General features: G+C 43.6%; 12 protein-coding genes, 1 tRNA gene and 1 pseudogene. 5 read left to right on the forward strand and 9 right to left on the reverse strand.

Annotation, left to right across the window (positions count from 1 at the left end; translation table 11 throughout):
• Positions 1-50 precede the first annotated feature (50 nt).
• Positions 51-788 (reverse strand): DNA polymerase III subunit epsilon, encoded by a 738-nt coding sequence (dnaQ, locus tag JG725_RS19770; RefSeq protein ID WP_172291754.1) that lies wholly within the window; start codon positions 786-788, stop codon positions 51-53.
• Between dnaQ and rnhA the strand changes: the two genes are divergently transcribed.
• A complete protein-coding gene (gene rnhA, locus JG725_RS19775) occupies positions 742-1,308 on the forward strand; it encodes a ribonuclease HI (RefSeq protein WP_172291755.1) in 567 nt (188 codons plus the stop codon). The two genes, dnaQ and rnhA, sit on opposite strands and share 47 nt — an antisense overlap.
• Positions 1,309-1,315: 7 nt before the next feature.
• On the opposite strand, the gene JG725_RS19780 is transcribed toward rnhA, so the two are convergent.
• Positions 1,316-2,026: a class I SAM-dependent methyltransferase gene (locus tag JG725_RS19780; RefSeq protein WP_199379568.1), complete on the reverse strand. Its 711-nt coding sequence runs from the start codon at positions 2,024-2,026 to the stop codon at positions 1,316-1,318.
• A 42-nt stretch (positions 2,027-2,068) separates the two neighbouring features.
• Between JG725_RS19780 and gloB the strand changes: the two genes are divergently transcribed.
• Positions 2,069-2,824: a hydroxyacylglutathione hydrolase gene (gloB, locus tag JG725_RS19785; protein ID WP_199379570.1), complete on the forward strand. Its 756-nt coding sequence runs from the start codon at positions 2,069-2,071 to the stop codon at positions 2,822-2,824.
• A 70-nt stretch (positions 2,825-2,894) separates the two neighbouring features.
• Positions 2,895-4,274: a murein transglycosylase D gene (mltD, locus tag JG725_RS19790; protein ID WP_199379572.1), complete on the forward strand. Its 1,380-nt coding sequence runs from the start codon at positions 2,895-2,897 to the stop codon at positions 4,272-4,274.
• Between the two features lie 91 nt (positions 4,275-4,365).
• Here mltD and JG725_RS19795 read toward each other — a convergent pair whose 3' ends face one another.
• The 6 genes from JG725_RS19795 to JG725_RS19820 form a co-directional block, all read right to left on the reverse strand.
• Positions 4,366-5,151, reverse strand: a complete 786-nt coding sequence (locus JG725_RS19795; RefSeq protein WP_172291759.1) for an endonuclease/exonuclease/phosphatase family protein — start codon at positions 5,149-5,151, stop codon at positions 4,366-4,368.
• A gap of 596 nt (positions 5,152-5,747) precedes the next feature.
• Positions 5,748-6,566 carry a bifunctional 2-polyprenyl-6-hydroxyphenol methylase/3-demethylubiquinol 3-O-methyltransferase UbiG gene (locus JG725_RS19800; RefSeq protein ID WP_172291760.1) on the reverse strand — a complete coding sequence of 273 codons (819 nt, stop codon included), beginning with the start codon at positions 6,564-6,566 and terminating at the stop codon, positions 5,748-5,750.
• A 29-nt stretch (positions 6,567-6,595) separates the two neighbouring features.
• A complete protein-coding gene (def, locus tag JG725_RS19805) occupies positions 6,596-7,099 on the reverse strand; it encodes a peptide deformylase (protein ID WP_172291761.1) in 504 nt (167 codons plus the stop codon).
• 174 nt (positions 7,100-7,273) lie between these two features.
• The gene (locus JG725_RS19810; protein WP_199379574.1) at positions 7,274-13,420 is read right to left on the reverse strand and encodes an AMP-binding protein; all 6,147 of its coding nucleotides are present in this window, start codon (positions 13,418-13,420) and stop codon (positions 7,274-7,276) included.
• A complete protein-coding gene (locus JG725_RS19815) occupies positions 13,398-18,953 on the reverse strand; it encodes a type I polyketide synthase (RefSeq protein ID WP_199379576.1) in 5,556 nt (1,851 codons plus the stop codon). The genes JG725_RS19810 and JG725_RS19815 overlap by 23 nt, the downstream gene beginning before the upstream one ends.
• Positions 18,954-19,008: 55 nt before the next feature.
• Complete coding sequence (locus JG725_RS19820) at positions 19,009-20,700, reverse strand: non-ribosomal peptide synthetase (protein WP_199379578.1); 1,692 nt, start codon at positions 20,698-20,700, stop codon at positions 19,009-19,011.
• A 708-nt stretch (positions 20,701-21,408) separates the two neighbouring features.
• On the opposite strand from JG725_RS19820, the gene JG725_RS19825 reads away from it, so the two are divergent.
• On the forward strand, positions 21,409-21,573 hold the full coding sequence (locus tag JG725_RS19825) for a hypothetical protein (RefSeq protein ID WP_199379580.1): 165 nt from the start codon (positions 21,409-21,411) through the stop codon (positions 21,571-21,573).
• A 12-nt stretch (positions 21,574-21,585) separates the two neighbouring features.
• Positions 21,586-21,677 (forward strand): annotated as a pseudogene (locus tag JG725_RS20935) (AAA family ATPase); the annotation flags it as partial.
• A 182-nt stretch (positions 21,678-21,859) separates the two neighbouring features.
• Here the strand turns inward: JG725_RS20935 and JG725_RS19830 are convergent.
• Positions 21,860-21,936, reverse strand: a tRNA-Asp gene (locus JG725_RS19830).
• Between the last annotated feature and the right edge of the window lie 177 nt (positions 21,937-22,113).

Here is a 22,113-nt window from a genome sequence, read left to right on the forward strand (position 1 = left end):
CTGTTTGCTTATAATTTCAACTGAACGTCTATTTCCCCAGCAAGCGAAGACTACTCATTGCGCCATAGGCAACTGCCGCCTTTTTTCGCAATCAAATCCAGACGTTGTTCATGCAGTTGCAGTTCTTCATCGCTGGCGTACAACACCTTCAGAGCCGAGATTGGGCGGGTAATCCGCTGAATGCTTTCGCTTTCATTCTCCTGCCGCTGCGTTTCGCCTTCCATAGAGAACGTCAATGATGTCTGACCGCCCGTCATGGACAGATAAACTTCCGCCAGAATTTCGGCATCGAGCAATGCGCCGTGCAGCGTTCGTTTACTGTTATCTATCTGATAGCGATCGCATAACGCATCCAAATTATTCCGTTTGCCCGGAAATATTTTACGCGCCATCAACAGGCTATCGGTTATCTTACAGAAAGTTTCCGTCTTGGGAATGTCCCGGTTTAACATCCGGAATTCATAATCCATAAAGCCGATATCAAACATCGCGTTATGGATTACCAGTTCGGCGCCGCGAATAAACTCGAGAAAATCGTCAGCGATCTCCGCATAGGTCGGCTTATCAGCCAGAAACTCGTCGCTGATGCCGTGCACGTGATAGGCTTCCGGATCGACCAGACGATCGGGCTTGACGTACACATGGAAGTGGCGCCCGGTCAGACGACGGTTAACCACCTCAACAGCGCCAATTTCAATGATTTTATGTCCTTCATAGTGCACCCCCAGCTTATTCATACCGGTGGTTTCCGTATCCAGGACGATTTGTCGCGTAATTTCAGTGCTCATCGTTTTCGTTTATGTCAGACTTGCCATTTTCACCATAAGGAAGAGTCTACCAGAGATGCTTAAACAGGTAGAGATTTTCACCGACGGATCTTGCCTCGGTAATCCGGGCCCCGGTGGTTACGGCGCCTTGCTGCGCTATAAGCAGCATGAAAAAACATTAAGCGCGGGTTATCGGTTAACCACCAATAATCGAATGGAGCTGATGGCGGCCATCGCGGCGCTTGAAACATTAACCTCTCCCTGTGAAGTGGTATTAAGCACCGACAGTCAGTATGTCCGTCAGGGGATCACCCTTTGGATCCACAACTGGAAAAAGCGCGGCTGGAAAACAGCGGATAAAAAACCGGTGAAAAATGTCGATCTTTGGCAGCGCCTGGATCAGGCTATCCAACACCATACCCTGCGCTGGGAATGGGTAAAAGGGCATGCCGGCCATCCTGAAAATGAACGCTGTGATGAACTTGCCCGTAGCGCCGCCAGCGCGCCAACGCTTGATGACGTCGGCTACAAGCCCGAATGACCGGCGCTCATTTACGATAAACTTTGGTCGCGCCAACCGTGCGGCGCAAGGGGACTTTACACAACCGGGTACGCATTGGCGTAAAGCTCAGCGGGATGGTTCTCTTACGTGCGACGATCAATGACAGGCAGCCGAATACCGGAAAATGCTTATTCAGTTTTCCCCTGTTTTGGCGCCATGGCGTTACCTGAAGGCTGGCGTGATGCACCACCTCATAATTCAACAAACTGAGCCAGTCTATCATCCGCATTTGAGTAAACATCCGCCCGCAATAGGGCTGTCGCTGGTTTAAACCCGGGATGAGTTTTGCAATTCCCAGCAGGCTCACCGGGTTGAAACTGCTCAATATCAGCCAACCATCATCAATCAGCACCCGATCCACCTCCCGCAGGATACGGTGCGGATCGGCGGAGTAGCACAGCGTTTGCACCAGCAGGCAGGCATCAACCGATTTTTCAGAAAACGGCAGTTGATGCGGATCGGCAATAACCTGCACACTCTCTCCAGCCGTCGCAACATTGACCTGATGCGCAATGGGGCAATCTTTTATCGTCGTTGCCGCACTCAATGGCCCGATTTTCAGCAGATGAAAACCGAATAGCTTCGGCCACCAGGGCAACAGCGCCTGCTCAAGCGATTCGCGGTAATATCGTCCCCAGGAGATGTCGTCCCATGAGCCGGGAACCGCAACAGTCTGAGATGTTTGTGCTGGCTTCATGTTCTATTCTTTCCTCAGGCTGATAGCAAAACGAGGTAATCCATGAATCTTATCAGTATTGCAGCGCTTCAGGACAACTACATTTGGTTATTGAGTAACAAAGAAAAACAGTGCGTCATCGTCGATCCCGGCGAAGCGCAGCCGGTATTAGACGCGCTCGCCAAGCATCAGCTTGCGCCGGAGGCGATTTTACTGACTCATCATCATCATGACCATGTCGGAGGCGTTGCCGCGCTTGTCGAACGTTATGCGAATCTGCCGGTCTTTGGTCCGCCGGAAACCCAAAAAAGCGGGGCTACGATCATTGTTGAAGAGGGTGAGACGCTGTCATTGTTAAATTCGGACTTTTCCGTACTGGCCGTTCCGGGCCATACGGCAGGACATATCGCCTATTATAGTCATCCTTATTTGTTCTGCGGCGACACGCTTTTTTCCGGCGGATGCGGTCGAATTTTCGAAGGAACGCCAAAACAAATGTATGATTCAATTGAAAAAATATCAAGACTACCTGATGACACGCTAATTTGCTGCGCACATGAATACACCCTTTCAAATCTGGAATTTGCTCATGCGATCTGGCCTGAAGAGCCAACTATTAGCAGCTATCTTCATAAAATCAGGCAGATACGTGAAAAGTCGCAATCTAGCCTGCCGACAACCCTGGGGATGGAGAGAAAAATCAATCTTTTTCTTAGATGTTATGATTTTGATTTAAAAAGAAAAATATCATCAGAACCTGAGAACATAGAGAATTGGCAAGCTTTTTCGAAGCTACGTAGCAAGAAAGACTGCTTCTAAAGGTTTATGTTGTGCTAATCCTCTAATCAAAGTATTATTGCTCGTCTTTTAAGCGACTATTGACACACATATGAAGGCTAAAGCGATGATAATCGCCTCGGTCTTGCTGGTCGGTTGTCAGGTACCGCCTTACGATACCTCTCAACCCAAGCAGCATGCACAGAGTCTGTCTTCGGCAAGTCAAAGTGAAGCAGTAAGGTACGCAGAGGGTCGAGAGACCTCGGCGCGATGGCTGGATGATGACAGCATCGCGCAACAAGATCTGTGGAACTTCATTGGCGACGAGCTGAAGATGGAGGTTCCGGATAACGCCCGGATCCGCGAGCAAAAAATGCGTTATTTAAAGAATAAGAGCTATCTCCACGATGTAACATTACGGGCAGAGCCGTACATGTACTGGATTGTCGAGCAGATTAAGCAACGTAAAATGCCGATGGAACTGGTACTGCTACCCATAGTGGAGAGCGCTTTTGACCCTCAGGCCACATCATCCGCCAACGCCGCAGGGCTATGGCAGATTATCCCTGGCACGGGGCGTAACTATGGTTTGAAACAAAACCAGTGGTATGACGGACGCCGCGACGTTGTCGCGTCGACGACCGCCGCGCTGGATATGATGCAACGCCTCAACAACATGTTTGACGGTGATTGGTTGTTAACCGTCGCCGCTTATAACAGCGGTGAAGGTCGCGTCATGAAAGCGGTTAAAGCGAATAAAGCAAAAGGCAAACCAACCAATTTCTGGGCGTTGGCGTTACCTCGTGAAACGTCAATCTATGTTCCAAAAATGTTGGCCTTGAGCGATATTCTTAAGAATAGCAAAAAATACGGCGTTAACCTGCCCAAACCAAACGAAAGCCGAGCATTGGCCAGAGTTGATCTTGGACAGCAGATGCAATTGACGCAAGCAGCAGAAATGGCTGGCCTGCCGTTGAACAAACTGAAGAGCTACAATTCGGGCTATAAGCGTAATGTGACCTCACCCAACGGCCCACATTACATCATGGTGCCGAAAGCTCACGTCGAGCGCTTGAAGGATTCACTGGCGGATAGCGATATCGCCGCGATCCAGCCAACGCGCCTGGCGCAATCAACGCAGGAATCGCAGTATAAGGTTCGCTCTGGCGACACATTATCTACGATTGCCGCTCGACTGAATGTCAGCACAAAGGATTTGCAAAGCTGGAACAATCTACGCAGTGCAAATTCGCTGAAGGTTGGTCAAACCTTGCAAGTTGCTCAGGTGTCTGACGTTGACAACGGCAGTAAAGGCGGGTCAATCACCTATCAGGTTCGTAAAGGTGATTCGCTTTCCAGTATTGCCAAGCGTCATGGAGTAAACATCGCCGATGTTATGCGCTGGAATACGGTAATTAACAAAAATGCCAATATCCAGCCCGGCGATCGGCTGACGCTTTATGTCAGCAAAAACGCCCAACCGCAGTCTTAAGCGTTTTACATAAAAAAACTGCCTTCGCGGCAGTTTTTTTATGTCCTGACTTTGCTTTCCATCACCAACGTCGCGTAAATTTTTATGCTAGCTAAAGCTGGAATTCAACTAGCAAGGGATTATGGTCCGACGCCTGCGTAACCAGAATGGAAGACTGAACAACCCCTAACTGCCGATAGAACACAAAATCCAGCGGCCGACCAAACACCTTGCGACGAAAATCGTCAGCAAAACCGACCTCCTGCAAATCCATCTTCATAGCAAACCGATAAAGCGCCCTAATTCGGGGCTGACTCCAGGCATTGAAATCCCCCGCCATAATTACAGGGCCGCGATGATGGAACAACTGCTCCCCAATGGTTTCCAGTTGCTTGCTATACACTTCAACGCCAAAACTGAAATTCACCGCATGAATGTTAATCACCATCAACTGTCGGCCATCGGGCAATGAATAAACCGTTACCAGTGCCGATTTGGATAAACGCAGCAAAGGTTCTTTTTCCCGTAAGGGACAACAGTACATTGGCTGAGCGGCAGACAAGGTCATTACACCAGAAGGGTGCTGTGGCAAAATAATTGCGGGCACCTGATCGGTAGAAAGGTAGTTCGAGGTTGCAAAGCGAATAAGTTCCGGCGAGCTTTGTGCCTCCTGGAGTAAAACTAACTGCGTATCTTTACCAAAGTTCTGCAAAACAGAAAGCCAGTTCATTCTCTGTTGCTTAAAGATATTCCACACCATGACGCGTAAAACATCTTTCTCCAGCAGCAGTGGACCTGACGGCAGCACTTGCTCCAGATGGCGCATGGTTCCAGGTGGAAAGATACGTTCTGCCGGCTGACCAGCTACATATCTCATCGCATATGTTTTTTTTCGCACGCCTCGCCTTGCTATAAATTCCGGTACGCCAATACACCTTCATAGATCAAAGGTACACTTCTGTTATAGAGATTGTATAGTAGACTTTCAATACATGGCAGCACTAATACGACCAACGCAATCGCAGAGTGTGAGAACCACGGCGAAGCCTCGTCGGAACTTTCGCAAAAAAGCCCTGAGCGTTAACTCAGGGCTTATGAATAAGTGACGGAACGGACGGGAATCTATCTTGTTGCTTATCTATTCTATGAAAGGAAAAAACTCGCCACATTCAGTCGTCGCTGTGAGCCAAGCCGAGTTTTATTGCAGACCATTTTGAAAGGAGTCTGCAAGCACGATTCTCGCGTTATTGCTCTAAGCGAGCGATTTTTTAGGCGCAGTATGATAACACCCGGATCGTTATGAATGGTTGTATTATTACCAATAATGCCCGAGTCCATCAGGAAAAAATGTACTGTGGACATACACCGATGGAAGCATTACATGATGAAAAACATATCTGGGCTGAAAAAATTTAAGCCAGATGCTGTAATCTGACAGGCACCTGCATAAATAAGCGGTAACTGCCAGATTAACTCTGAGTTAATATAATTAAACTATGCCATCGCGGTTTCAATCATGACAAAGTGTTGCGTCAAACTACCCTTGATTAAGTTATCACCTATCACTTTGGCTGGTAGATAGCCGTTTCTCTCAAACAATTTATTGATATCACCAAGATAGAACCCATGAAATATCCCTTCATACATGTTTATTTCAGCTTTATTATCAATGAGCATGTTGCGATCAATTAGTCTTTTTTGTTGTTGATCCCACACTCTTCTGATCAATTTATAGTGGGGCAACTCGCTCAGAAGCCCTCCATTTTCAAGATATTCCCATGTCCCATCTTCATTCGCCAGCGCTTTCATGAAATCGACTTTCATCATCTCAATCACCAGCTTTCCATTGGGTGTAAGGTTTTTTCTGAGTTTATTCAACAATGCATCAATATTACTTAGATTGTTAATAATTCCAAATAACATAATGACAAGATCAAATTCCCCTTGGAAATTATATTCTTCAAGATCCATTTGTTGATATTTCTCTAAATCACCAGCACGCGCAGTAGCGTACTCAATGGCGGAAGGAGAAATATCCAAACCTGTCGCATATGCACCTTTAGCAGCAAAACGCGAAGTGTATAGACCGGGACCGCATGCCAGATCGAGTACCTTTTTTTGAGGCCGTAAGTAAGCATTGAACAAAAAATCCACTTGCCGATCTATTTCCTGAATCGTACGACTCGCGAATTCGCTCTCTTGACTCAAATGCTCTTTGAGCATTCTTTTACTGAACTCCGCATCGCCAAAGTTCATCAGATACTTTACCTGATGAATCGGAGAAATAAAATCCCTCAACATTTCAATATTCATTGAATATCCTTATGGTAAAATCAAGAAAATTACTTACTTAGCTTTCTAATTTTTTTAACTTTTTTGATGGCCATTTGATATTTTAGAGGTGATAAATAGTCAATAAATACTTTCCCATGAAGATGATCAATTTCGTGTTGCATAACTATAGCTAAATAACCATCATCTTCTACAAAAATCTCTTTCCCATCCCGGTCTAATGCTCTGACTCTCACTTTCTTATAACGATTCACTTGCGCATAAGTACCAGGAATTGACAGGCATCCCTCTTCACTCTTAATGTTTCCCTCTGTGATGATGATCTCAGGGTTCACCATGATAAGCGGCCGGTCTCTTTGCTCAGAAATGTCTATGATTATCACCGCATCTTTGTAGCCAATCTGCGGAGCGGCAAGGCCGATGCCATTATCTGTCGCATAGAGCGTATCTAACATGTCATCGATTAAACTTTGTACCGAGCTAATATTTTCAACATGAGAGTAGGTCACTCGCAAACGCTCATCAGGTACTTCTATAATATCTCTTACTGCCAAAATTACCTCCCTTCTATACCCGTTATACTTCAAGCTACAGGTGCATTGGCTTTTTTCGCTCCCCCGCTACCGGAAATTCGTTACGTTGCCGTCCTCCCGCAACTCAAATTATTTGGGGTATAAAACAATTATTGAGATCAAAAATGGATTGAATCTCAAGAGCCTAAAATCTGTCTAATCAAAATCAGACAACATAAATTGGTTTTCAGTTTGTTCAATCACTGATACAAATGTGTTAAACATTAATGGTAAGATCTCCGTTGAGTAAATATCGCGAGCACATTCCAGATCGGCAATAATGCCGCCCCCGGAATACGTCATATTGAAGACCGTATCAAATCGACAATATGGATTATCCAGGTCGACATCCAACCCATAAGCGCCGTTCTCTTCCGTTTGATGAAAAGAGAATACATTTTGTACCAGCGGGGCATAATATTCATGTCGCCGGATATCCGAGATAAAAGGGATGGTTTGCGTTGCAGGTCTTAGCTTAATGTAAAGGCGGTTATTTCGCACCAGCTCCTTAAGGAGCGATAGTGACCACTCAGCCCACCGCTCGAATTGAGTTCGCACAGGCAGCAGATCGACAAAATACCCAACCACATCAGTTATTCCCAGATCCACTCGTGGCGAATACGGAAATGCGACGACGATGTCATCTTGGCCGGAAATCAGTCCGACAGTGCGTTGATATAGCGCAAAAGTGACTTCAAAAACTGAGCATTGAAGAGTATACGCCAGTTTTTTGATTGACTCAACGTGCTGCTTTTGCAACCTGAATCGTTGACGATAACAGAGATGGTCAGGATAGTTTGTGCGTTCTTTAGTGGTGAATTTAAGTTTGCCCTGATAGTTTTTAAACGCTTCGCTCCAGTAAGTGTGAGACTTCTCCACCGAACCTCTCGCTGTAACGATATGCATATATTCACAATAGTCTAAATAATCGTAATGTGGTTTCGGAAGATATTGTTTATCATAATAATCAACGATAGAACTAAACAAATGATTAAGGCTCATCTCATCCGCGATGATATGATGGACGTTGATAAAAAGGAATGACTCAGCTGAGTTCTTTAGCGGTAAGTAGCAACATTCAATAAGCGGAAAATCATGAAGATCAAAAACCTTCTCAGCCAGTTCCCTCATTTTGCAATAAGCATCCTCTTTGTTTAATAAGGGGAAAACACTCAGTTTAAATTGGCTTTCTTCCTGCCTAACCATCACGAGTTCTTCATTATTATCAAACCCAAACTTAAAATTCAATACACGTTCATTTTTAAATACCACCTCTACCGTTTTCTTCAGCCTCTCAACTTCAAAATAGCGTGAAAAGCATCGAGAAACAGGAATGTTATATAAAGATTTGTTACTTGCCATTTCATTAGAAAAGTAAAGATTGAGTTGTTGCGACGTTGCCAGATAACTTTGTTTTTTAGTTTTAACAAGATTATTTCCATGATTACCTTGATGTTGTTCGGTATATTTTCCGAGATATTCCGATAGTTTGAAAACTGTCTGATACTCAATAACTTCAATAAAAGAAAGTTTAATACCTGTCAATTCAAAAATATGATGCACAATTTTAGGAACTAGCAGCGAGTGTCCGCCAATATCAAAAAAACGGTCATGTATGCAAAAATCATCTATCCCCAGCAACTGCAACCAGTAGGCATGCAACTGTTTTTCCAATTCACTTTTCGGAGCTATCACTGAATTTATGGGGGTTATGGCTTCGATAGGTAAACATTTTGTATCGACTTTTCCATTGACCGTCAGTGGTATTTCTTCAACAAATAGAATAACGGATGGAACCTGAAAAGGCTCAAGCTTGGATCGTAAATAAGATAAAATCTCAACGCGGAGTGAAGCATCATTTTCAACCGAATTCCTTTTGACAACATAAGCGAAAATCATTTTCACATCCCGCTCAACGACGCAAACATGCGAGTTTTTGATTTTCGGATGACCTGAAATGACTTTATTAATACCGCTAAGCTCCACGCGATTGCCGCGGATCTTCACCATTTTGTCACGCCGACCAATGTACTCGACATCCATTGTACCGTTGTAGCGGGCAATATCTCCCGATAAGTAAAGATAGCGGCAATCATCAAAATGATAATAGGGGTTAGATACAAACTTCTCGCTATTCAGCGCCTCCCTGCGGTTATAGTTCGGTCTCAACCAGGGAGCGCCAATAGCGATTTCTCCGACCTGGCCGGGATGACAGAGTATCATTTCACTATCGAGAACATAAACAAAAGTATCGTTTATCGGCTTACCGATGGGTACACAAGTATGACAGGAAGTGAGATTAAAAATATTAAACCACGTCGAAAATGTCGTACACTCTGTTGGTCCATAGCCATTCACAAATTGCTTGAGCCGACAATACGGACTGGACATAAACGCTCTCACGATGGTGATATCCAGAGCATCGCCTCCGATAAGTAAGTTATCGAGAGATTGAAGCGCCTGAGGGCGGGATGACGCAATGTCATTAAATAATGAAACCGTTAGCCACGCAGTATTAATTTCCTTGTTTTTTAATTGCGTCTCCAGCTTTTCATAATCCAATAGCGTCTCTTTTGCTACAGTGCCGCAGCTGGCACCATTGAGTAAAGGTACAAAAATCTCCAGTAAAGATGCATCAAAGGCTGGGGACGAAGTGACTAAAAAGCGATCATTCGAAGTCAGTTGCAAAAAATTGGGAGACTGAGCCAGCCGCATAATCGAATCAATACATATTTCCACCCCTTTGGGCGTTCCCGTCGATCCAGAGGTATAAAGCACGCATGCTTCCCCATGTCGCCCTTTTTTAAGAGGTGACCTCGCATTACATGAAAAATCAAACGATGCATGATCAAAATCGCGCCTTTCTTCCGACGGTTTGTCGTCAATATTAATTAACAGGGTCCCGTAGATTTCAGCGTCATCGATAATAAATGAAAGCCTCTCGTTCGGGTAATGAGGGTCTAATGGTACAAATGAGCAACGATTTAATAAAATCGAAAAAATGGCGACAATATATTGATACGATGGTATGCCAGTCACGCCGATACGCATACCAGGCTGGACGCCCTGCTCATTTAGGAAATGACGTGTCCGCGAGATGTCTTTGGACATTTGAGAAAAAGAATATTCGCAGAGTTCATCGACAACCGCTATCGCACTAGCCCTCTGTTCAAATACGTTATTAAGACACGCTTCAAAAGCAATGGGCACTAAAGAAGGAGCGGTAACCAATTGAGCCAATCGAGAAGGGATATCAGGCTCACATGGATAGCCTGCCGACGCCATTAAGTGCTGTTTGAACAACGCCATAAGGCTTTTAACGTACGCTGAATAGATATAATCGCTATTGTACTCGAAAGTTAATAGCATCCCCTCATTAACCAATGTACAGTGGCAAAAGAGATCGAACATTGCTTGTTCTATAGGCATCTTCATAAATCGAGACTCGCACCCGGCAATCTCTAAGCAATTATCATGCCCACTGTTTTGCAAAACTATCCCGGTCTGTAGTGAATGTAAATTCACATCGCTATTATTATGCGTCATCTCATCCAGATACACTTGGGAATGCTGTAAACATTGCAGTATATTTTTATGCGCGTCACTAAGTGAGAGATTGTCTTTATAATTCAGCCGAACCGGGATAGTGTTTACAAACATCCCTATCGTCTGAGCAAACTCTTCACGATTTGCAACCGGTACGGCAACTACCACTTCATCCAATACGGCAAAATCAGCAAGCGTCTTACCAAAATAGAACAGCAAATAACTGAATAAACTGATATTTTCACGCTGTGTAGAGGCATAAATCGATCGCATGAGTTCTTTACTCAGAGATATTGAGTATTGATTTTTTTCGCGATGATTTTGTTGATTTACCGCGATCTTAGATTCTGCTCTTGGGATGATTGTTGGAATAACACACTGATTGAGATAGGACGCCCAATAAGAGAGGTCGTCTTTAAATCGTGGGCTGGCGCGATAGGCCAACATTTGCCGTGTGGCGCTCAGATAATCATTATCTGTTTTACCAGATAAAGGCAGCCCATTGCTTAAATTTTCATAATACGCGGATAATTGTTGAATCAATAACTTAACCGACCAGCCATCCAGCGCCAAATGAGTAGAAAAAATCAGTAAAGTATGCTGATCTGTACCGTTAGTGATAAAGCGAAAACGGATCAACGGCCCAACCGACAGGTTTATCGGCTGTTTCACTTCTTCGGCGTAAACCGCTTGCCAACACCTATCCGTGAGTATGATAAAATCCACATCAGCCACGGAAGATTCCTGAAATACCTCTCCTTCAGCTTCACAAAATACCGTCTGGAGCGCCTCATTATTTTCAACAACCGCACGACAGGCTACCTGAAGATTATTTGCATCTATTTCACCATCCAGCCTATAACCGAACACCAATAGATTTGGGGATATCTGTTCGTTTAATTGCTCAATATACCAAAGACGTTTTTGAGCTGGAGACATCGGAACGCGTGCTGATATAAATGTTTCAACGCTTTCGCAGTTGGTTTCGCCTTTGCTCATTTTTGTTCTGACTAATAATGCCAGCTCAACCGCACGGCTATGCTTGAGAAATTCATCCACCCGTAATCTGACACCAAAATTCGATGCAATATTATGAATTACCTCATAAATTTGTAGAGAACTCCCCCCCAACTCAAAAAAATCACATTCCGCGACGGCCTGTTTCGCCTGAGGTAGAAGACTCCGGTATAATCTCTCAATTTCGTTAGTAAGATTATCCGCTTGCTGCAAGCACTGCTCATCCTGAGTGGACTGTATATTTGATTCAATCGCGTTAATATCAACCTTACCGTTTCGGGTTAATGGGATCGCATTCAACAATACCATACGCTCAGGTATCATATAGCGAGGCAGGCGTTGAGCTAGGTGCGTATTAATTTCTGACGGAGTGAGCGGTATTTCTGCTGGAGAAACCTCAATATAGGCAACCAGCGTCTGGTTTGCCTGATCAGGATCTGGCCGGATATAGCACACATTGATGCCATTAATTTCCTGTAGGATTTGCTCAACCTGTGAGAGATTGACTCTCAATCCCCGTATTTTTACTTCATGGTCTTTCCGAGCGATAAACTCTAGGTTTCCACAGGGAAGCCGACGCACCAGATCGCCGGTTTTGTAATACCAACAGCCGTTAATCTCTACAAATTTCTTCTTCGTTTCCTGCTCGCACGTATATCCTTGGGCGAGCCCAAGGCCGCTCACCCATAGCTCCCCGACTTCGCCATCCACTATGGCATTGCCATGATCACTGACAATCATAACCTGCGTTCCATTGATGGGTTTACCAATAGGAACACTTGAATGATCCGGTGATAATTGGAAAATGTCATACGTTGTCGTAAACGTAGTATTCTCCGTTGGGCCATAACCATTAATAAAAGAAGTTAAATGACAATATGGGCTGGACATAAATTGGCGAACCAACTCAATATTGAGCGCGTCCCCGCCAATCAACAGATTTTTCAAATGAGAAAGCGCATTAGGATAGTGAGTAAAAATGGTATTAAATAACGCCACCGTCAGCCATAAAGTTTCGACGCCGCCAAAGATTAATTGTTGTTCTAGCCGCTCGAAATCAAGAACATCCTGCTTATCGATAACATATATTCGGCCACCGTTAAGTAATGGATACCAAATCTCAAACGTCGATGCATCAAATCCTATCGAGGAACAATGCGCCGTTGCTTCCAAACCATTACTATTTATATAATTGGCATTTACGACTAATCGTATAATGCCTGAGTGGTCCACTTTTACCCCTTTGGGCAGCCCTGTCGAGCCAGAGGTATACATAATATAAGCAGGGCTTTTCGGATCATATTCAGTATTCGGTTTTGCATCATTCTCATACTCTAAAAGAGATCGCGCAAGGCAAAACGTCAACTCTGTTTCAAGATGTTGATCGGATATCACGACAGAGGCATGGCTGTCTTGGGAAATATAATCTAACTGCGCCACGGAGTAGCTTTTATCAACAGGCAGATAAGCCCTGCCCGTCTTAACAATCCCCAATATTACAACCACAGCTTCTAAACTTCTGTCCATATATACTAAGACAGGCCGATTATCATGAGGAAAATGATCGACAAGATAATTGGCAACTCTATTTGATATACTATCAAGTTCATTATAATTGAGCTGGCGATGAGCATCAGACAGCGCCACGGAGTGCCCAGATTTTCCAACAATCTCAGCAAATAACTCGGCAGTCAAAGATAAACCTTGGTTTTTTCTGCTAAATGGTGAAAAACTGGTCATTATCCAAAAACTCCACTAACTTATAAATAAACTCTTCAGGTTTGGGAAATTTCATCCCTTGTCCGGTCATAATTTCTTCTGTATTAATAACATTCACATTTCTATAGTCATGGCTGATCACTGGCTTATCGTCATTCTGGTAGGTGTAATACGATAAAATGGGATATAAGGCATTCTCTTTGCCCACTTTGGCTAAATCCCGAATAAGCCAAGTTTTATGATCCGCTCCGTGAATAACATAGCCACGGCGATTCAATATATTAAATACGTCATTCATTTGTCCGATGTTTGGATTCGGAACATTGTATACCTTATTTTTATTGCTCAAACAGATAGCGATAATGAGTCGGGCCATAAAATCGACAGGGGTAATATTGATTTCATTATTAATGTCAGGGAAACTTCCTAACTGGAGACAACCTTTTATGAATAACCACAAATGATCGTGTTCAGCATTAAAAGTTCCAAGAGTCGAATGGCCGACAATGCTTGAAGGGCGCACAACATTAATGGAAAAACCTCTTTCCCGGGCTTGCCGCAGTAGAACTTCCGCCGCCCACTTGGAGCGAGCATAACCATTGGATTGAGGTTGTGGACGTGACGATAACGAGGGAAGTTGCTCTACGTACCGCGCACGTTCGTCCAATTCAAATACGCCGGCTAGCGTTGAAACAAAATGGATATTTTTCGGTCTGAATACCGAAGCAACCGCCAAGATTTCCAAGATGCTAAACGTATTGGTGCTCTTTAAACTACTATAGTCGAGAATATGGTTTACTCTGGCAGCATTATGCAAGATATCAGTGACATTCTCGCACACAGATTGATAATCCTCGTCTGAGAGACCCAGTCGTGGTTGTGACACATCACCACTTATCACAGAAAGCTTTGATAGCTCTTGCTCGGGTGCAAAACGGCTCAGTTGCGTTTTAACACGTTGATAAGCTGTCTGACCATCGTGTGCTCGAACCAACGCCACCACGCGAGTCACGCTTTCATTTCGCAGCAGCTCAAGCACCAGGTTACTTCCCAGCAAACCAGCTGCTCCCGTGACAAGAAACACCTTATTTAAATCGGAACGCGCGTCATTCATCAATGGTTTGACAGGGAATAAATCGTCAGGCAACAACAGATCATTATATTCACCGCCGGAATCGGATTCATCCATTGGACAAATTAGGTCAACGATACGACCTACCGTGGGGCGATCGATAAACCGGTGTAGAGCCAGCTCAAAGCCTAATTTGCGACGAAGACATTGTGACAATTGCGTAAAAATCAGAGAGTCGCCGCCGCAGTCAAAAAAATGACTATCCTCATCGACCGCGTCAATATGAAGCAAATCTACAAATATCTTCTTCACTACGGTTGAAACCCTATCTCTGTCGACAACCGTCTTGCCTAAAGTGTTAGTGATAACATCGATAATGTGCTCTGGCGTGGGAATATTCATGAATTCATGCAGCGGCAGCGCTACTCCCAGTGAATTCTTTATTTCTGCCATCAGCGACGTGAACATCACGGATTCCCCACCCAGCGAAAAGAAGTTGCTGTGATCATCAATCTCTTCTACTTCAAGCACTCGGCAAAAAACCTCACGTACGATTTGTGCTATCTGAGTCCGATCTAATGAATGGCGCGTATGTCCATTCGGTATTGGTCCACTCACCCATTGAGCTAAGCGTTGATGCAGGTTGTGAGTGGAAACAATAAAATGCCGTAGAGACAACAGATCGAACATTGATGAGAAAATCTCATCAGCATCCTGATTATTAATAGCTAATTGTTTGACTTCATTAGACAAGTTAGGATCGTCATGCAAATTCCATCCGTCCCACGATACGCTCAACCAGCGGGTTTTGGCACCACACCGGGTGAACACAAATTCATTCATAAACTGATTCACATATGCGTAGATGCCCAAGCCAATCCCGCCGAGTACCGTTGAGATAGAGGACATTAATACACAGAACTCTGGCTCATATTTAGCGCATATTTTTGTAAGCGAGGTCATGCCATCCACTTTTGCCTGATAATGGCGTTCAATATTCGATTCCGTTGCGGAAAACAGCGGCATTAATCCCTCTGGATTAGTGTAACCCGCGCAGTGTGCAATACCGACGATCGGCCCAAACCTGCAATTGAGCCGTTCAACGAGATCCTGAAAATCTTGTTGCTGTGTGACACAAAGCGAGGCATAAAACACCCGTTCAGAATGATGTATCGCTTCAAACGCAACATCATTTTCAATCGACGTAATGGCGCTTTCACTCAGTTGATAAAGCGGCCTGATTGGCGCATCGGCATATTTCCGCCCCGTGAGCACAACATTGAGTTCGGAGTGAGCAATAATATGCGCGGCCAAAATCAAGCCCACCTTTCCTAATCCCCCCGTAATGAGCACATATCCTTGCTCTGGCCAAACGAACGGATCTTTCAATGAAGGATCGACAGGAACATATTGTTTATACCAGAGGCGATCAGTATCAATATGAAGTACATTAGCTCGGTTCATCACCGTGGAAAGATCTGCATTCAGCACATGCTCCAAGGTGCCGGTATAACTAAGCAACTTCATGGAAAGCCCAGGATTTTCCTGTGGGATAACTTGACATAACGAGCTCAACGCTCGCCTATAACAATCCTGTTGCTGCAAAGCAAGTGGCTGGGGCGAATCTGAAATCACGACATAGGCGGTCATTTCGCATTCATGGCTGATGGCCTTAAATTCAGCCAAAAATATGTTCAGATGCTCCGGAGTGATGGCGTCAACGTCCTGGAAGCCGATATAAAAGAGTTCGTGTTCCCGGCGAAACCAATGGCGATATTCATTTAACGGTTCAGCCGTCGTGCAGCTTTTGAGAGAAGTTGGTTCAATTGCCCAACAGTCACGATATAACCATTGAGCGACAGGTAATTTACCTTTGTGTCGCAAAGTGGCTGGCGTTGACTGATGGAAATATTCCTTTTGGTTAAAAACATAGCCTGGCAGGTTGCATTTTCGCCATCTTTCGGACAGCCTCCGTTGCCAATCTATAGCAATACCGTGAGTCCATAGCAATCCAAGTAGCGCAACCTCTCCTTCCTGAACCGGAACCGATCTCACCGCAACGAATCGTTCCCGGCTCGAGGGGTGACAGCCCAGCACAATTTGCTCCATTGCACCGCTCAGGCCAAGATCGACACAGACTGTTTTTTCGACTCGTATCGCCTCGACACAATTCAGCATTTGCACCGGTTGAAGTAATTGCTCCAACCAATATTCCTTATTGCACAGCGCCGTCAGCGAAACCTTTTTCCCACTCAAATTAGAATAAATACGGGCATGAACTTGTTGGAAAGTTATCGTGGCAAAAATACGTTTGAGCGGCTCAATAGCCTTTGCCAACAAAGGACTATGGAACGCCTTATTTGTAAGCAATCGTTTTGTTCGACGCTCTTCGTTCTTCAATTGTTGTTCAAGGGTATCAATGTCAGCATCACTTCCGGAGATGGCAACAAGATGCGATCCATTAATCGCCGCCACCGTTAGCGAGTTAAAAAGCCGGCTCCTCACATTTTTCTCTGTATCAAATACCGCCAACATAGCACCGTTGTCACAACGCTGTATCGCCACGGCCCGGCAGGCAATGAGACGAATGGCATCTTCAAAATCCCACAAACCGGCAATTGCGGCAGCTATCCATTCTCCCAGGCTATGACCAATATATGACGAAAAATGGACGCCTTCATCTTCCAGCATTTTTGCCAGCGAATATTGAATGGCAAACAATATCGGTTGTGCATAAAGTGTATGCTGCGTTGTGATATTTTTCTGGTAGTTCTTATCAAGCGCAACACATGCCAGGTCCTTAGGTATTCCAGGCTGAGACAAGAATTGCCGAATGCAACGCTCGAAATAATGTCTGAAAGCGGGGAAATATTCGTAATATTGGCCGGCGGCCCCTTTTATATTTCCTCCCTGCCCTTCAATAATTAGCAACGCTTCAGCGCCTGACGCCACAGTTTGTATCGGCGTTCTAGGTGCAGATAACGAGGCTTTAAGTTCCTTGATTGTTTTCACCAGATGAAAACGCCGCACATTTTCCTGAGGGCGGCAAAAAATCATCGTCCCTGCAATATCCGCTACAGAACAGCTATCATTTTTTTCTAGCCAGGCCAGCAAATCGCACTCAAGAGACGCTAATGAAGACGCATTCCGGCTGCTCAACGGTATAAGATACGAGTGACCCTCATTTTGCTTCTCTACCGGCTGCTTTTCTGGTTCCGGATGAGCTTCGAGGATCAAATGGCAATTAGTTCCTCCCATGCCAAAGGCGCTTATCGCCGCTTTAGGACAAGAATTTTGATAGACAATGTTCTCCCGAGGTACGTATAACGACGTACTCTCAATATCCAATCTCGGATTGTATTCCCTAAGATACGGCGAACCAACTATGGTATTATATTTCAAAGACATAGCAACTTTTATAACGCCAGCGACCCCTGAGGCAGAATCCGTATGGCCGATATTCCATTTGACACCGCCCAAAGCATAACCAGCCCCAAATTCTGGCTGGTTATATACCAGGTCGAGTGCGGCAATTTCGATCGGATCGCCTAAAGCGGTTCCTGTCGCGTGGCATTCAATATATTCAACGTCTTTTGCTGAAACATTACTTTGTCGTAAGGCCTGTTGAATAACCTCACGTTGTCCTTCAATGCTTGGCGCCGTATATCCGACTTTCCTCGCCCCGTCATTATTGACCGCCCCTCCTTTTATCACCGCATAGATCGGATCACCGTCTGTCAGAGCATCGGCCAAACGTTTAAGTACCAAGATTCCTACGCCGCTAGCAGGAACAGTGCCATCGCTTTCAGAGGAAAAAGGCCGGCATTGACCGTATTGTGAAAGGACGCTGCCTGTAACAAACTCATATCCCTGCCCTTGAGGAATATTGATGCTCGCGCCTCCCGCCAACGCAATGCCACTTTCGCCTATCGATAAGCTCCGACAAGCCTGATAAATGGCTACCAATGAGGAGGAGCACGCCGTTGAGAGCGTGTAAGCGGGACCTTGCAAGTTGAGATGATAGGCAACCTGGGTCGCAACACAATGATGGCTATTTCCTATTAATAAAGAGTACTGAAGATTTTCATCTTCGTAATAGGGCGAGTTAACAAGATTTTTTGTAAGGTATTGATTCGCGCCAACACTTAAAAATGTTCCAATCTTATTGTCGCTGAGATGCTCTGTGACATTGGCATCATAAAGCGCCATGACACTGTGTTGCAGCAACTGCCTCAATTGGGGGTCCATCAATTTGGCATCGCGGGGCGAAAGGTGAAAATAAGAGGCATCAAACATATAGGCGTTTGACAAAACACCTTCAGCAGGCACATTTCCTTTTTTCGCCGTTGCCAGCGGTATTTCAGTCGCAGTTTGATGGTGTTTGATCAGTTCCCAAAATTGCTCTTTATTTTCTGCGCCAGGAAATGAACAAGAGATCCCAACAATTGCAACATCGATAAAGCTTTTTTCGCTAAGGTTCATATTCTATATCTTTATTAATTTGACAAATTTTCCTTGAAAAAAATTAGAGATTTAATTATGAATAATAAGGCGATGATATTTTTGAATTAATAAGCTCCGCTTGCTGCGAGATTGTGGCACTCGTAAATAGTTCATTCATTTTTATTTTTACGTTGAATTTTTTTATCATCTCTCGATGAAGCTTCAACATTAACACTGAATTACCACCAACTTCAAAATACTTATCATCATAACCAATATTTTTAGTTCCGAGTAATTTACGCCATATATCCAGAATGACGTCACATATATCCTCATCACCGATAAGGACAGGTTCAGTAGTAATATATTTTTCCGTCAAAACACTTACATCTACTTTACCATTGGTAGTCAACGGAAATAAGTCTATCTTTATTAGTCTGTTCGGGATCATATATTCAGGCAAACGAGAAGATAATTTTTTTCTTAACACATCTTCTTTCATTTCACACTGACAATAAAATGTCACCAACAGATCTCCCAACTCACCTTTATGAATAATTGTTTTAGATTGTATGGCAGCATCTAAGGATGCCATTTCATTATCAATTTCACCTAGATTGATCCGAAACCCATGAAGCTTAATAGTATTATCTGCTCGGTGGGAGAAAATAAGCTGCCGATTTTCATCCCAATACGCAATATCTGATGTTTTGAAATACCGCTCACCAGACAAAAGAATAAAATTCCGATGGGTTAGCTCTTCGTCCAATAAATATCCCATCGCAACGCAATCCCCACCTAAGTAAATTTCACCGTTGGTGTTACTCTCTCTGATTTCTCTGCCTGACTGATCCATAAGCTTCAGTTTGGAATTGGCCAATGGTTTCCCTAAAGGTAAAGGATCCATCACTTCTTTTACTAACTGAGACACATTCCAGACTGACGCTTCTGACGGCCCATAGCAGTGCATCAACTCGTAATCCAACATGCTAAAATCTCGAGCAATAGCGTTTGGCTGAACTTGTTCGCCACCAAAATACAATCGTCTAAAACTTGGACACCCTATAAAATTGGTTAACACGCCAGCATTCACTAAGGCGCTGGTTACAAAAGCCAACGTAATACCCTGCTGCCGTACAGTTTTTTGAAGCTCTTCGCGCTTTAAAAGAAGTTTGGGTGAAGTAAAGCAAAGAGAACCGCCTTTTAGCAACAGGCTCCATAGTTCAAACTGAAAAGCATCGAAAGAAATAGATGAGAATTGAGCCATACAGTCATTTTCATTGATATCATCTTGAGTATTAATAAAACTCAAGATGTTATCATGACTCAACATAACGCCTTTTGGTTGTCCAGTTGATCCGGAGGTAAAAATAACGCACATCAACTCATTATTCTGAGTAACTTGATGCTCAAAAGACGAGGATTCAAACAAAGAATCATAGCTAATAACCGGACATTTCTGAGTATTTAATGGTCTATCGGATATGACCGCTTTTGCATATTTCAAGATCATCTCTTTACGAAACTGGGGGTTGCGAGTATCGAGACAAGTATATGAACCAGAACTTTTTAACACCCCTAAAATACAAACAACAAGCTCAAAAGATGACTCTAAATGTAAGCAAATTAACTTTCCAGACATATTATTTTTTATTAAATAATTAGCTACCTGAGTTGATTTTAAATCTAACTCAGAATACGTCATTCTGTCTGTATCATTTACTAGCGCAATATGCTGAGGAAACTTTTTAACAATTTTACCAAAACAATCAATAATCTTATTCAAAATTAACCGTCCTAAAAATCATTTAAAGCCTATCAATAAAAAAGCAAGAATTATACTAATAACTTTTACATATCAAATTAAAAACCGATAGATAACAGAAGATAACAAAACCCTATAATAACCAATCAACATTTATTAAATGATATACAATTTTATTGCTCGTAATATTAATACATGTAGTTATTGGTGTCTAGGGATTATAAAAAACAGGATTTTATACAAGTTCAATTTTTTATTTATTAGTTTGCGTTTAAACAATGAATATTAATAAAATCAATAAAAAAGTTAATCGTGGAATAAAAATTGCTTTTACATTTAATTCTACAAAAAACAAGAAATTAAGAATATTAAATTACGCTAAATATAATTAAATAAATTTAATCCTAAAAAGATATTTTTTATATTTATTTTATTTTTTATAAAATTTTAAATATAAATTAAATATTGTTTTTATAATATTATTATGTGATTAATAATAATATGTTTGTTTAGACTTGATCTGACAGTTAACGATTATTTATACAGGTATCTGTCAGGTTATATCTGGCTTAAAATTTTTCAGTCCAAATAATTTTTTCTTCAAACAATGTTTCCACCGGTGATCTTGTAAGTACACTCGCTTTAGTTTCACATGCTTTTTGAAATTTTTAGGTTTTCAGCCATCAGTCGGTATTCTTCCAGCGTCAAGCTATTCAGGGATTCATGGAAATGCTTGCGGTTGTATTCGTTCAACAGCGTTATGTGATTTCCCTGACATCATTCAGCGCCCAGGAAAAATACCCGCACTGGTTCAAACGCGGCAATCAGGGTAAACGTAGCCTCATCAGGCTGGCAGACAATACCGGAAACTCTGGCAGCACTGAGTGTCTATGAGGAGTTGCCGTGATGCATGAGCTGGAAACGCGCTGCTGGGTCGCCTCCTGAAGATGGAGCTTCTGAGTTATCACGTCGAGAGTCTGCTGGAACAGGCTGCAAAAGGTTAGAGTGGGGCACCATAAGAAATGGCCTGTGAAATTTTTCTTTCCGCCGCGTAGGACTTTTACTCTGGATACCCGCTATTCTGAGAGAATCATTAGAGACGAAAAAAAACCGTATCCCTTTGACAGCGATACGGTTTTCATGCATCCAGAAATGTATAAAAAATTCCGGAATAAATTAGTGGCGGAACGGACGGGACTCGAACCCGCGACCCCCTGCGTGACAGGCAGGTATTCTAACCAACTGAACTACCGCTCCACCGATTCTTTTACGCGTATCGTCCTGATACCTGCCCTTAGGGCCAGCATTCCGCTGCTTAGACTCATCTCTTTGAGTTTGTCGATTATCAGATGTCACTCCGATAATCCGTGTTTGATGCCTGGCAGTTCCCTACTCTCACATGGGGAGACCCCACACTACCATCGGCGCTACGGC

Source organism: Brenneria sp. L3-3C-1, from assembly GCF_016456245.1.
Taxonomy (GTDB): Bacteria; Pseudomonadota; Gammaproteobacteria; order Enterobacterales; family Enterobacteriaceae; genus Brenneria.

Excerpts from the sequence above, each read along its gene's own strand:
- dnaQ (WP_172291754.1), bottom strand. The coding sequence starts at position 788 with ATGAGCACTGAAATTACGCGACAAATCGTCCTGGATACGGAAACCACC.
- JG725_RS19780 (WP_199379568.1), bottom strand. The coding sequence starts at position 2,026 with ATGAAGCCAGCACAAACATCTCAGACTGTTGCGGTTCCCGGCTCATGG.
- gloB (WP_199379570.1), top strand. The coding sequence starts at position 2,069 with ATGAATCTTATCAGTATTGCAGCGCTTCAGGACAACTACATTTGGTTA.
- mltD (WP_199379572.1), top strand. The coding sequence starts at position 2,895 with ATGAAGGCTAAAGCGATGATAATCGCCTCGGTCTTGCTGGTCGGTTGT.
- JG725_RS19800 (WP_172291760.1), bottom strand. The coding sequence starts at position 6,566 with ATGAATATTGAAATGTTGAGGGATTTTATTTCTCCGATTCATCAGGTA.
- JG725_RS19810 (WP_199379574.1), bottom strand. The coding sequence starts at position 13,420 with ATGACCAGTTTTTCACCATTTAGCAGAAAAAACCAAGGTTTATCTTTG.
- JG725_RS19815 (WP_199379576.1), bottom strand. The coding sequence starts at position 18,953 with ATGAACCTTAGCGAAAAAAGCTTTATCGATGTTGCAATTGTTGGGATC.
- JG725_RS19825 (WP_199379580.1), top strand. The coding sequence starts at position 21,409 with ATGCTTGCGGTTGTATTCGTTCAACAGCGTTATGTGATTTCCCTGACA.